General features: G+C 64.9%; 11 protein-coding genes and 1 pseudogene. 8 read left to right on the top strand and 4 right to left on the bottom strand.

What is annotated here, in order from left to right:
* Window positions 1-306 (bottom strand): annotated as a pseudogene (locus tag ACCD03_RS16135) (class I SAM-dependent methyltransferase); the annotation flags it as partial.
* Between ACCD03_RS16135 and ACCD03_RS16130 the strand changes: the two are divergent.
* Window positions 203-958: an SDR family oxidoreductase gene (locus ACCD03_RS16130; RefSeq protein WP_413412277.1), complete on the top strand. Its 756-nt coding sequence runs from the start codon at window positions 203-205 to the stop codon at window positions 956-958. The pseudogene ACCD03_RS16135 and the gene ACCD03_RS16130 sit on opposite strands and share 104 nt — an antisense overlap.
* 20 nt (window positions 959-978) lie before the next feature.
* Complete coding sequence (locus ACCD03_RS16125; protein WP_252692014.1) at window positions 979-1,377, top strand: dihydroneopterin aldolase; 399 nt, start codon at window positions 979-981, stop codon at window positions 1,375-1,377.
* 286 nt (window positions 1,378-1,663) lie between these two features.
* On the opposite strand, the gene ACCD03_RS16120 is transcribed toward ACCD03_RS16125, so the two are convergent.
* Window positions 1,664-2,593: an arginase gene (locus tag ACCD03_RS16120; protein WP_413412273.1), complete on the bottom strand. Its 930-nt coding sequence runs from the start codon at window positions 2,591-2,593 to the stop codon at window positions 1,664-1,666.
* 24 nt (window positions 2,594-2,617) lie between these two features.
* Entirely contained in the window at window positions 2,618-3,844 is a 1,227-nt protein-coding gene (gene rocD, locus ACCD03_RS16115; protein WP_413412272.1) for an ornithine--oxo-acid transaminase, read from the bottom strand.
* A 129-nt stretch (window positions 3,845-3,973) separates the two neighbouring features.
* On the opposite strand from rocD, the gene ACCD03_RS16110 reads away from it, so the two are divergent.
* From ACCD03_RS16110 to ACCD03_RS16085, 6 genes are all read left to right on the top strand, one after another.
* Window positions 3,974-4,897: a LysR family transcriptional regulator gene (locus ACCD03_RS16110; RefSeq protein ID WP_252692011.1), complete on the top strand. Its 924-nt coding sequence runs from the start codon at window positions 3,974-3,976 to the stop codon at window positions 4,895-4,897.
* Window positions 4,898-4,984: 87 nt separating this feature from the next.
* A complete protein-coding gene (locus tag ACCD03_RS16105; protein WP_316679191.1) occupies window positions 4,985-5,731 on the top strand; it encodes a TetR/AcrR family transcriptional regulator in 747 nt (248 codons plus the stop codon).
* 56 nt (window positions 5,732-5,787) lie between these two features.
* A complete protein-coding gene (locus ACCD03_RS16100; protein ID WP_413412271.1) occupies window positions 5,788-6,762 on the top strand; it encodes an HlyD family secretion protein in 975 nt (324 codons plus the stop codon).
* A complete protein-coding gene (locus ACCD03_RS16095; protein WP_413412270.1) occupies window positions 6,759-7,730 on the top strand; it encodes an ABC transporter ATP-binding protein in 972 nt (323 codons plus the stop codon). The genes ACCD03_RS16100 and ACCD03_RS16095 overlap by 4 nt, the downstream gene beginning before the upstream one ends.
* On the top strand, window positions 7,727-8,893 hold the full coding sequence (locus ACCD03_RS16090) for an ABC transporter permease (RefSeq protein WP_413412269.1): 1,167 nt from the start codon (window positions 7,727-7,729) through the stop codon (window positions 8,891-8,893). The genes ACCD03_RS16095 and ACCD03_RS16090 overlap by 4 nt, the downstream gene beginning before the upstream one ends.
* A gap of 8 nt (window positions 8,894-8,901) precedes the next feature.
* Entirely contained in the window at window positions 8,902-10,635 is a 1,734-nt protein-coding gene (locus tag ACCD03_RS16085; protein WP_413412268.1) for an efflux transporter outer membrane subunit, read from the top strand.
* Window positions 10,636-10,919: 284 nt separating this feature from the next.
* Here ACCD03_RS16085 and panE read toward each other — a convergent pair whose 3' ends face one another.
* A complete protein-coding gene (panE, locus tag ACCD03_RS16080; protein WP_413412276.1) occupies window positions 10,920-11,879 on the bottom strand; it encodes a 2-dehydropantoate 2-reductase in 960 nt (319 codons plus the stop codon).
* Between the last annotated feature and the right edge of the window lie 39 nt (window positions 11,880-11,918).

Below are 11,918 nucleotides of genomic sequence, written 5' to 3'. Positions count from 1 at the left end.
GTAGCGGTCGAACGGGAGCCAGCCGCCGGCGGCCGCAATGGCGTCGGCGATCACGGCGAACAGTTGCGCGGACTGCGCCTGCGCCGCCTCGTTGGGAAGCGGTAAACTCACGGTTTTGCTCATCGGCGAATTGTAAACAATGGCGCAGACGCCCATCCAGTCAACTGCGGAATCGACCGCAGAATCCGCTACACAGCGGCGCATCGCCCTCGTCACAGGCGCAGGCCGCCGCGTGGGCCGCGTCATTGCCCTGGCCCTGGCCCGCCACGGCTGGGATGTGGCTGTGCATTGCCACCGCTCGCGCACCGAGGCCGATGCCGTGGCCGCCGAGATCACTGCCATGGGGCGCCGCGCCGCCGTGCTGCAGGCCGACCTCTCGGACGAAGCTGCCGCCAGCCGCCTGATCGCCGATTGCATCGCTGCACTGGGTACGCCCACCTGCCTGGTCAACAACGCGTCGCTGTTCCAGTACGACGTGGCGACCAGCTTCAGCTACGCATCGCTCGATACGCACATGCGCACCAACGTGGCGGCGCCGCTGCTGCTCTCGCGCGAGCTGCACCGTGCGCTGACAGCCGATGGCGCCGAAGGCCGCGGCGTCGTCATCAATCTGCTCGACCAGAAGCTCGATAACCTGAACCCGGACTTCCTCTCTTACACGTTGTCGAAGGCGGCGCTGTCGACCGCCACGATGCAGCTTGCGCAGGCCCTGGCGCCCGCGCTGCGCGTGGTGGGCGTGGCGCCGGGCATCACGATGGTGTCGGGCGACCAGTCGCAAGGCGGGTTTGCACGCGCGCACCAGATGACGCCGTTGGGCCAGTCGTCCACGCCGGAAGACATCGCCGAAGCGGTGTGCTACCTGGCTACCGCACGCGCCGTCACCGGCACCACGCTGTTCGTCGACGGAGGCCAGCACCTGATGCCGCTGGCCCGCGACGTGATGTTCCTCACTGAATAATTCTTCCCCCGGACGCTCCCATGCTTTCCCTGCTATCCCACCCGCGCCTGTCGCACTGCCGCCGCATGTTCCTGCGCAACTACGAAGTGCAGATCAACATCGGCGTGCACGAATTCGAGAAGAAGGGCGAGCAGCGCGTCCTGATCAACATCGAGCTGTACGTGCCGCTGGAGCATTCGTCGCCCACGGAAGACAAGCTGCACGAAGTGGTGGATTACGACTTCATGCGCGACACCGTGGCGCGACGTATGGCGCAAGGCCATATTCATCTGCAGGAGACGCTGTGCGATGACGTGCTGACGGCGATGCTCAAGCACCCGCATGTGCTGGCTGCGCGGGTGTCGACGGAGAAGCCGGATGTGTATCCGGATTGCGAATCCGTGGGCGTTGAGGTGTTTCGCATCAAGGACCAGGCCTGAGCGGCTGTTTTTGTTGTTGTTGGCGGGTTCTCTGTTTCATCCCCTGCCGGGGCTGAGTCACTTTCTTTGTCTTGCCAAAGAAAGTAACCAAAGAAAGGCGCGCCCGATGCGGCGAACCACTCCTTGAATTTATGTCGCAAGGAGGGGAAGGGAAAAACTCGCTGCGCTCAGACAGTTTCCCTTCCTTTTTCCTCCTCGCAACAGAAATTCAAGGCGCCGCATAGGGCAGGGTACGGCCACACCGTCTGTGCGCGGGTGTTGGCGGTCCGAATTTTTTGATGGCGCTTTAAGCCGCCGTCGCGTATTCGCGGCGCTGGGCGTGCAACGCGCCGGCGACGCTGGCCAGCAGGTCCAGGGCCAGATGTGCTGTGATCCCGCCCTTGTCGTGGCGCGGGTTGTATTCCACCAGTTCGAATGCGGCGAAACGTGCATCGCGGGCGCAAGCGGCGAGTGCCTGTGCCATGCCTTGCGCGGTGAGCCCGTCTGTTTCGGGCGTGCCGACGCCGGGCGCGACTGCGGGGTCAAAGGCATCCAGATCCAGCGTTACGCCAAAGGCCGCCGTGCCCGTTTTGACTTGGCGGATGGCGTCGGCCATGACGGCGCGCAGGCCGGTGCGTGCCACTTCGGCTGCGTCGATGACGCGCACGCCCAGCAGGTCGAGCAACGCGCGTTCGGCGGGCTCATAACTGCGCGCGCCGATCACCACGACGTGTTCTGGCGATACCTTCGGCGCGGCATCGCGAACTTGCGTGAGGGTCGCGGCGCCGTGGCCGAGCAGCGCCGCCAGCGGCATCCCGTGGATGGCGCCGGAATCGCTCGTCTGCGGCGTGTGGCTGTCGAGGTGCGCGTCGATCCAGATCAGGCCCAGCGGGCCCTTCTGCCGCAAGGCGTTTGCTACACCCGACCACGTGCCGATCGCGCACGAGTGATCCCCGCCAACGACGACCGGCACATGCCCCTGGTGCACGCTGTGTGCTGTCGCATCGGCGAGAGCGCGCGAGAAACCGGCCACGCCCGGCAGCGCCGCCAAGCGTGCTGAACGGCTGTGCCCCGCCGACATCGCCAATTCGATGTCGTGCACGAGCGCGGCTTGCGTGTCCGGCGTCTGCAATCGCGCCAGCGCGCCGGCTTCCAGCAGCGCACGCGGGCCGTCCTTGCAGCCGTCGTCTTGCGCGCCGCAGCCGATGGCCGCGCCGATCAGATCAATGATGGTCATGTCACTCCCCTTGCGAGTTCTTCCTCAAGCCGCCTTGCGGCGCGGCCAGCCAGCAAGCGTCTGGCGGATGGCTTCCAACGCCAGCGCCAGCTCGGCCTCGCCAATCACAAGCGGCGGTGTCAGACGGACCACGTTGCCGTACGTGTCCTTGGTCAGCACGCCGCGCTCGGCCACCGCGAAGGCGAAGTCATGCGCATCGATGTCGGCATCGAGCTGCAGGCCGATCATCAAGCCGCGCCCGCGCACCTGCCGCACGCCGTGGCCGACGAGCGTTTTCAGTTCGTTGATGAACGCTGCGCCCACGCGCGCGGCACGCTGTGGCAGTTGTTCTTCGATCAGCAAGGCGAGTGCCGCGCGTCCGATGTGCGCTGCGAGCGGGTTGCCGCCAAACGTGGAGCCGTGGTCGCCCGGCTGAAACACGCCCATGACCGCCTCGCGCCCCGCGATGGCTGACACCGGCATCATGCCGCCCCCGAGCGCCTTGCCCAGCACCACCAGATCGGCGTCAACGCCTTCGTGCCAGCTCGCAAGCACATCGCCAGTTCGGCCCAGGCCTGTTTGGACCTCGTCGCAGACGAGCAACACGTTGTGCTGGGTGGCGAGTTCGCGCGCGAGTTTGAGGTAGCCGGCAGGAGGCTCGACGATGCCGCCTTCGCCCTGCACCGGCTCCATCAGGATGGCACCCGTGTTGGGCCCAATGGCCGCACGCAGCGCTTCGGCGTCACCAAACGGAATGCGCCGGAAGCCCGCCGCGAACGGGCCGAATCCGTAGCGATATTGATCGTGCGAGGAGAACCCGACGATGGTCGTCGTGCGGCCGTGGAAGTTGTTTTCGAAGACGATGATTTCGGCCGCCTCGGGCGCCAGGCCCTTCACGTCGCGCGCCCACTTGCGCGCAGCCTTGATGGCGGTTTCGACGGCTTCGGCGCCAGTGTTCATCGGCAGCGCGCGGTCCATGCGCGTGATGCGGCAGACGTCGGCCAGGAAGGGGCCGAGCTCGGTATTGTGGAAGGCGCGCGACGTGAGCGTCAGCCGGCCGGCCTGCTCCGTCAGCGCTGCAACGAGTTTCGGATGGGAATGCCCGAAGCTGACGGCCGAATACGCCGACATCATGTCGAGGTAGCGCCGGCCGTCGGTATCGAACAGCCACACGCCTTCGCCGCGTTCCAGCATGACCGGCAAGGGCGCGTAGTTGCGTGCGCCGTAACGGTCTTCCAATGCATAGCTCGGATGTTGCATTGCGGTCGTCATGATGGCCTCCTGCCTGGATCGGTCGTTCACTTGCGGCGGATTGTGCGATCTGACAGACTTGAAATCAAATCGAATGTTTTTCGTTTTTCGATCCAAAAATTTGATGAATCAAGGCACTCGTGTTCTGCCATGTCGCATTCGCCGTTGCGCTATCTGCATAGCTTCCTGACCGTCGCCAACGAAGGCAGCTTCGTGCGCGCGGCAGATCGCCTGGCCGTGTCGCAGCCGGCGTTGTCGTATCAGATGCGGCAGTTGGAGCAGTGGCTCGGCGTGCCCCTGTTCGAGCGCTCGGGGCGCAAGCTCGTGCTCACGCGTGCCGGCACGTCGGTGCGGGCATGGTGCCGCGATGCGTTTGCCGGGCTGGATGAGCTGCGCGCCGCATTGCACAGCGGCGAGATGGAGCGCGTGTCGCTCAAGCTGGCGAGCGGCTCCAGCTTCGGGCGCTATGTGCTGATGCCGGCGCTGCTGAAGCCATCGCCCGAATCCGATGCGCCGCTTCTCGACGACGTGCGCCTCGAACTCGCCTTCGGCAGCGACGAAGAGGTCTTCAGCCATGTCGAGTCCGGCCGCGCCGATCTCGGCTTTGTCTACACGCCGCGCACGTCACGCCTGTTTGAACACCACGCTGTCTACACCGAAGAATTCGTGCTCGCCTGCAGCGCCCGCGCATTGCGTGAGCACAGTGCGCCACGCACGCTGGCTGATTGCGCGGCGCTGCCCTTCGTCACCTATGACGAATCCGATGCGGTCTACGGGCTGTGGTTCAAGGCGCTGTTTCGGCGTATGCCGGAGACGACCGTCAGCGCACATCACGTGTCCGACCTGGAAGAGGTCAGCACGTTGGTTGAGGCCGGCATGGGCTGGTCGGTGCTGCCGCTGCACGCCATTCAGGATGCTGTGGAGCGCGGGCGCCTGCAGGTCGTGCGCCCGATCGTGGCGCGGCGCTGCCTGAATACCGTGTTTGCCGTGCGCCGCACATCGAGCTTTCCGAGCGAAGCGCAGGACCGCTTGCTTGTGCGGCTGGCGCAGCTTGAAGCGGCAGCGCGCGCTTAGCCGCGCCGTCGCGATCTTCAGGGGCGGATCTGCAAAGCCCAAACTGCTGCCTTGAAATTAATTAATTCGACAATTAATATTCGCGGCATGGCAACCGGCAAACCTTCCTCTCGCGGCCCAGGCCGCCCCCGTCGCCCGGATGGCGCAACACAGGACGACCTTCGTGACCGCCTGCTCGACATTGCCGTCACGTTGTTTGCGCGAGACGGCGTTGGCCCGACCACGCTTGCCGCCATCGCTCGTGAAGCCGGGGTGACGGCGCCGATGGTGCATTACCACTTCAAGACGCGCGATCAATTGCTCGATGCCGTGGTCGAGGGGCGCATCCGCCCGCTGATCGACCAGGTGACGGGCCCGGCGCTGGCGATCATCGCCGACGACGCACATTTGCCGGACCTTGCGCAAACCGTGGCCGGCGTGGCGCAGCGCATGGTGGCGGTGGCCACGGCCACGCCGTGGTTTCCAACGCTGTGGATTCGCGAGATCGCGAGCGAGGGCGGCCAGTTGCGCGAGCGCGTGTTCGCGCGCATCGCGCTGGAGCGCGCCACGTTGCTGGTTGATCGCATTGCCCGCGCACAAGCGGCGGGCGCGGTGAACGCAGCACTGCAGCCGCCGCTGGTGATGGTGTCGGTGATCGGCCTGGCGATGCTGCCGCTGGCGACGCGCGCGCTTTGGGGCCGCCTGCCCCTGGCGGATCGGGTGAGCGACGAGGACATCGGCCGGCACGTTGCCGCGCTGCTGCTGCACGGCATCGGCCCCGTCGCGGCGCCTGAAGACGGCGCAGGCAAGAAAGCGAAGCCCAAGCCCAAGCCAAAGAGCAAGGGGCGCAAGTAGGCGAACACGGCAGGCAATCGAATCAATCGCATCAATCGAATCCCGCGGAGGGCGGTATGCGGCAAGCGTTGTGCATCGGCAGGGCAGGGTGGTTTGCGGTGGCATCGGCCGCAGCGATGGCCCTCGCGGGTTGCGCCAAACAAGACAACCACACCTACCAGGGCTATGTGGAGGGAGAGTTCGTCTACGTGGCATCGCCTGTGGGTGGGCGGCTCGAACATCTTGGCGTGCAGCGTGGGCAGAGTGTCAACGCTGGTGCGCTGCTCTTTGCGCTGGAATCGGTGGATGAGACGGCGGCCCGCCAGCAGGCAGCCGCGCAACTGCAAGGCGCCGAAGCCCAACTCGCTGATCTGAATGTCGGCAAACGTGTACCGGAGGTGGATGCGGTGCGCGCGCAACTGGCGCAAGCCGTGGCGGCGGACAAGCTCTCATCGACGCAGCTGGTGCGAGACGAGGCGCAGTTCCGCGCTGGTGGCATTGCGCAATCGCAGCTCGATGCAAGCCGCTCGACCGCGCAGTCGACCGCGCAGCGCGTGCGTGAATTGACCAACCAGCTGCGCATTGCCCAGTTGCCGGCGCGCAATGACCAGATTCGCGCGCAATCCGCGCAGGTGGAAGCGGCGCGCGCCGCAGTGGCGCAAGCGCAATGGCGGCTCGATCAGAAAGCGCAGAAGGCTACGCAGGGCGGCCTCGTGTTCGACACGCTGTATCGCGAAGGCGAGTGGGTCGGAGCCGGTAGCCCCGTGGTGCGCATGCTGCCGCCGGGCAATGTGAAGGTGCGCTTCTTCGTGCCGCAAGGCGTGGTGGGCGCACTCAAGCCCGGGCAAACTGCGCGCCTGCACTGCGATGGCTGCGCGGCCGACATCAACGCCACGGTCACGTACATCGCAACCGAAGCCGAATACACGCCGCCCGTCATCTACAGCAACACGACGCGCGACAAGTTGGTCTTCATGGTAGAAGCCCGGCCTGCCGCGGCCGATGGCCCGAAGCTGCGCCCAGGCCAGCCCGTGGAGGTGATGCTGCCATGAGCGATGCCAGCCACGACAGCCAGCCGCACACACACAACGGCGACTACGCCATCGACGTGCATGGCCTGAACAAGCACTTCGGCGACAAGCACGTTGTGAAAGATCTCTCCATGCAGGTTGCGCGTGGCGAGATCTTCGGCTTCCTGGGCCCCAACGGCAGCGGCAAGACCACGTCGATCCGCATGATGTGCGGGCTGCTGACGCCCGACAGCGGCAGTGGCTCGTGCCTGGGTTACGACATCCTCAAGCAGTCGGCGCAGATCAAGCGGCGCGTTGGCTACATGACGCAGCGGTTTTCGTACTGGGATGATCTTTCCATTCGCGAGAACCTGGACTTCGTCGCACGCCTGTACAAGATGCCCAATCGACGCGAGGCGGTTGACCACGCGCTCGAGAACCTCGGGCTGGCATCGCGCGCCAAGCAACTGGCGGGCTCGCTGTCGGGCGGCTGGAAGCAACGTTTGGCGTTGGCCGCGTGCATGCTTCACAAGCCCGAACTGCTGCTGCTCGATGAACCCACCGCCGGCGTCGACCCGAAAGCCCGCCGCGATTTCTGGGAAGAGTTGCACCGTCTGGCGGCGGAGGGCATCTCGGTGCTCGTCAGCACGCACTACATGGATGAGGCCGAGCGCTGCCACAAGCTCGCTTACATCGCGTATGGCGAGCTGCTCGCGCAAGGCACTGCCGATGAGGTGATCGCCGGGCAGCACCTGTCGACGTGGTCGATCTCAGGCGGCAATCTGGTGGAGCTGGGCCGCAAGCTGGAAGGGCAGCCCGGCGTGGATCAGACCGTCGCGTTTGGCTCGGTGCTGCACGTGACCGGCGCGGATGCGCACGCACTGGAGGGCACGTTGCGCAAGCTCGCGGGGGAATCCGGCATGCGCGCCGAGCCGATCGACACCGGCCTCGAAGACGTGTTCATCCACATGATGAAGCGCTCCTCCGACAATTACGGGGCGCAGCCATGAAGCCAGACGGCAATCAATTTTCGCTGGTGCGCTGGTGGAGCGTGGTGCTCAAGGAGTTTCTGCAGCTGCGCCGCGACCGCGTGACGTTCGCCATGATGATCGGCATTCCGATCATGCAACTGTTCCTCTTCGGCTTTGCCATCAACGCTGACCCGAAGCATCTGCTGACTGGCGTCATTGCCGCAGACCAGAGCGAGTTCACGCGCAGCTTCCTGGCCAGCATGCGCAACTCCGACTACTTCGACTTGGCGACCACGCTGACAGACGAAACCGCCGGGCGCGAGGCCTTGGCCAAGGGCCAACTTCAGTTTGTCGTATCGATCCCGCCGGACTTCACGCGCAAGCTCGTGCGCGGCGAGAAGCCCTCGCTGCTAGTCGAGGCCGATGCCACGGATCCTGCAGCCACCGGCCTGGCCGTCGCCTCGCTCTCGCAACTGGTGCAGGGCGTCGTCAGCAAGGATATGAAGGGCGTGCTGTCACCGCTGGCAGGTGGCGCGGGCGGCTCCGCAGGTGCAGCATCGCCATTCGATGTGCGCATTCACAAGCTCTACAACCCGGAAGGCATCACCCAGTACAACATCATCCCCGGCCTGATGGGCACCATCCTGACGATGACCATGGTGATGATGACGGGTCTGGCCATGACGCGGGAGCGTGAGCGCGGCACGATGGAAAACCTGCTCGCCACGCCGGTGCATCCGCTGGAGGTGATGACGGGCAAGATCGTTCCGTACATCTTCATCGGGCTGGTGCAGGTGACCATCATCCTGCTCATGGCGGTCTTCGTTTTCCACGTGCCGTTTGTCGGCAGCGTGTGGATGGTCTACGTATCGGCGTTGCTGTTTATCGTGGCGAGCCTGACGGTGGGGATCACGCTCTCGTCGCTCGCGCAGAACCAATTGCAGGCGACGCAACTCACCTTCTTCTACTTCCTGCCCAACATCCTGCTCTCGGGTTTCATGTTTCCGTTCGTGGGGATGCCCAAGTGGGCGCAGGCGATTGGCAACCTGCTGCCGATGACGTACTTCAACCGGCTCACGCGCGGCATCCTGCTCAAGGGCAACGGCTGGTTTGAGCTGTGGCCCAGTATTTGGCCGCTGATGGTGTTTACGGTGGTGGTGTTGGGGATTGCGTTGCGGTTTTATCGCAAGACGTTGGATTGAGGTGGGGTATGCGGATGTTCTCTTGCTGTGATGATGGTGGCGCATCCCCTGTTTCGTCCCCTGCCGGGGCCGACTTACTTTCTTTGTCTTGCCAAAGAAAGGTAAGCAAAGAAAGGCGCGCCCGAGATGGCGACTTCCCCTTGAATTTATGTCGCAGAGAGGGGAAGGGAAAAACTCGCTTCGCTCAGACAGTTTCCCTTCCTTTTTCCTCTCTGCAACAGAAATTCAAGGCGCCATCTAGGGCAGGGTACGGCCACACCGTCTGGGCGCCGGGGTTGGCGGCGCGGCGAGCGTTGACGAGTGGTGGGCGGGCGATTGGTGTGCTTTTGATCGCCGCGTTGTCTCTGAGCGGCTGTGCCGTCGGTCCCGACTTCAAGACGCCGGACGGGCCTGCAGCCGCCGGCTATTCCGCGCAGCCTGTGTCGCGGGAAACCGCATCCGCGCCCGTTACTGGCGGCGAGGCGCAGCATCTCGTGGATGCCAACGTGCCGGCCGATTGGTGGCACCTGTTTCAATCGCCCGCACTGGATGCATTGGTGGACGAGGCGTTGCGTGCGAGCCCGTCTGTCGTGCAGGCCGAAGCGCGCTTGCGTCAGGCGCAGGCCGAAGCCGAGGCGCAGTTCGGCTATGTGATGCCGTCGGTGGATGGCACCGTGTCAGCGGTGCGTCAGCAGATTAACCCGGAGGCGTTTGGGTTCAATACGCCCAAGCCGGGGCCGTTCACGCTGTATTCGGCGTCGCTGTCGGTGTCGTATGCGCTGGATATTTTTGGCGGCGTGCGACGCGCGCTGGAGGCATCGCGCGCGCAGCTCGATACGCAGCGTTATGAAATGGAGGCGGCGCGCCTGTCGCTGGCCGGCAATGTGGTGACGGCCACGGTGCGGATTGCCGCACTGGATGCGCAGATTGCGGCCACGCAGCGATTGAGCGCCGAGCAGCGCAGGCAGTTGGAGATCACCGAGCGCCGCCTCAACCTTGGGGGCGTCGCGCAGGTCGATGCGTTCTCGCAGCGCACGCTCGTCGCGCAGACCGATGCCACGCTCCCGCCGCTCATGCAGCAGGCTGCGCAGCAGCGGCATCGTCTATCCGTGTTGTTGGGCCGTGAACCCGGTGCTGGGTTGCCGGACCTGCCGTCGCTCGACACGCTGCATCTGCCCGACCCACTGCCGGCGTCGCTGCCGTCCACGCTCGCGCAACGGCGCCCCGACATCCGCGCCGCCGAAGCGATGTGGCACGAAGCCAGCGCCAACGTGGGCGTGGCCACGGCCAACCTGTTCCCCCGCATCACCCTGTCCGCAGGGCTGGGATCGGAAACCACCAGCTTCCGAAACCTCCTTGGCGCCGGATCAAGCATCTGGAACCTTGGCGCCGGGCTCACGCAACCGATCTTCCACGGCGGCACCCTGCGCGCCAAAAAACGCGAAGCCGAAGCCGCCTACGATGCAGCCGGCGCGGCCTACAAGCAAGCCGTATTGCAAGGCTTGCAGGAAGTGGCCGACGCCCTGCACGCCGTGCACAACGACGCCCGAACGCTGCAGGCCAGAGCGCTGGCAACCGACCAGGCGCAACAGACCCTGCGCGCCGCCGAAGCCCGCCACGCCGCAGGCGGCATCAGCACCCTGACGTTGCTGGACGCCCAACGTCAGGTCGATCAGGCCACGCTGCAGCAGGTGCAGAGCCAAGCGGATCGGTTGCTGGATTCCGCCGCGCTCATGCAGGCATTGGGCGGCGGCTGGCAATAGGCAAACCACAAAGCAAACCAAATCGGCAACGCAAGCATTCAGCCGGTTTGGCTGTTCCCTGTCCTAGATGGCGCCTTGAATTTGTGTGAGCGGGCGGATAAAGGAAGGAGGCCTGTTTGAGCGCAGCGAGTTTGCCTCCTTCCCCGTACGGTCACATAAATTCAAGGGGAAGTCGCCATCTCGGGCGCGCCTTTCTTTGCTTACTTTCTTTGGCAAGACAAAGAAAGTGAGTCAGCCCCGGCAGGGGATGAAACAGGTGCGAACCCAAAGCGCAAAAAAAACAATCATCCCACCACCGCCGGCCGCAACAACCGCTGCTGATAAGCCTGCAAATGCGCAAACGCCACCCGCAGCAACGAAACATCCGTCCCCAACGCCCGCCCGCGGCGCAGCATGTCCCCCACGATGTGATCCGCTTCAACCCGCGCACCACTCTCCAGGTCTCGCAGCATCGATGCCGTCAGCGGCGACCCAGCCTGCGTCAGCACATTGAGCCCGCGTTCGCGCGCAGCCTGCCGATTCGGATAACCCGAGGCCGCAGCCACGCGCTCGCACGCCATGAACATCGCCTCGTTCAACGCAGCGCCCTCATCCGTGGCGACAATCTCGCCCACCGTCGCCCGCATCAGGCAAGTCATCGCCGCCAGCGAAGTGAGGAAGGTGAATTTCTCCCACATGTCTTGCATGACGTTTTCGGCCAGCACGGAATCAAAATTGGCCGTGGCAAACACGTCGCGGATTGCCTCGGTGCGCTCGCGCGGCGCATGCGGCGTGCGCTCGCCAAACGTGATCGAGTGCACGGCCGGGCCCTGGCCATTGCTCAGGTGCAGCACCGCCCCGTCCGGCGCGCTCGTCGCACTGATGTGGCACAGCCCACCAAGCACGCGCGATTCACCAAACGCGGCATCTAGGCGTTCCAGATGCGCCAGCCCGTTCAGCACCGGCAGCACCACCGTGCGCTCGCCCACCACGGGGCGGATTGCCGTGATGGCGTCTTCCAGGTCATAGGCCTTGCAGCTCAGCAGCACCAGATCGGCACGGCCCCAAGCCGCAGTTTGGTCTGCGGTGATGGTCTGCGCGGGCAATTGCGCATCGCCGTGCGGGCTGCGAATCACGAGACCGTGTTCGCGCAACCGCGCCGCGCGTGCCGGCCGCACCAGAAAGGTCACGTCTGCGCCCGCCTGGGCGAGCCGGCCGCCGAAATAGCCGCCGGTGCCGCCGGCGCCAAGCACCAGAATCCGCATTGCTGTCGTCATTGGTTCGTTTCCATCGAGCAGAAGATA

It is taken from the genome of Ralstonia sp. Ralssp135 (genome assembly GCF_047304345.1).
Classification (GTDB): domain Bacteria; phylum Pseudomonadota; class Gammaproteobacteria; order Burkholderiales; family Burkholderiaceae; genus Ralstonia; species Ralstonia chuxiongensis.
Note: the sequence above shows the minus strand (reverse complement) of the source record. Positions and strands in the feature narration are given on the sequence as shown.